Annotated in this window: 1 protein-coding gene; it reads left to right on the top strand. The window is 65.7% G+C overall.

Annotation, left to right across the window (positions count from 1 at the left end; all coding sequences use genetic code 11):
* A partial coding sequence (locus tag LU493_RS19560) for a four-carbon acid sugar kinase family protein (RefSeq protein ID WP_275289472.1) occupies window positions 1-464 on the top strand: 464 nt, incomplete at both ends.

Below are 464 nucleotides of genomic sequence, written 5' to 3' on the forward strand. Positions count from 1 at the left end.
TGGCCTTCACCGCCGGACAGCCATCAACCGCCCGGGCATTAATTCTCAACAGCGACAGCCGGGCGATGAGCGCCGCGGCGGCGGCGGACAAGGTCGCCGCTCTGCTGCGCGGCGCGGCGACATTCGTCCCGCACTGGCAGGTAAAGAAGATTGACTCCACGCTGCGCGGTAATCCCGGCGGCGAACTGGAGGCAATGATGGCGGCGCAAGGCTGCCGGATGGCGGTGGTGGCCCCGGCTTATCCGGCAGCCGGGCGGCATACCCGGGACGGGCGCTGCTATGTGCATGGTGTGCCCCTCGATCAGACCGAATTTGCCAGCGATCCGAAAACGCCGGTGAGCCGGGCGGAGATTAGCGAAATTATCGCCATGCAGAGCCGTCTTCCCTGTCTGACCCTGAACGCTGGCCAGCTTCCGGCGGCATTAGCGACGGCGGGCGAGGAGAAGCGAGTGTTGATTGTCGAC

This window comes from Halomonas elongata (assembly GCF_029081005.1).
Lineage (GTDB): Bacteria > Pseudomonadota > Gammaproteobacteria > Pseudomonadales > Halomonadaceae > Halomonas > Halomonas elongata_B.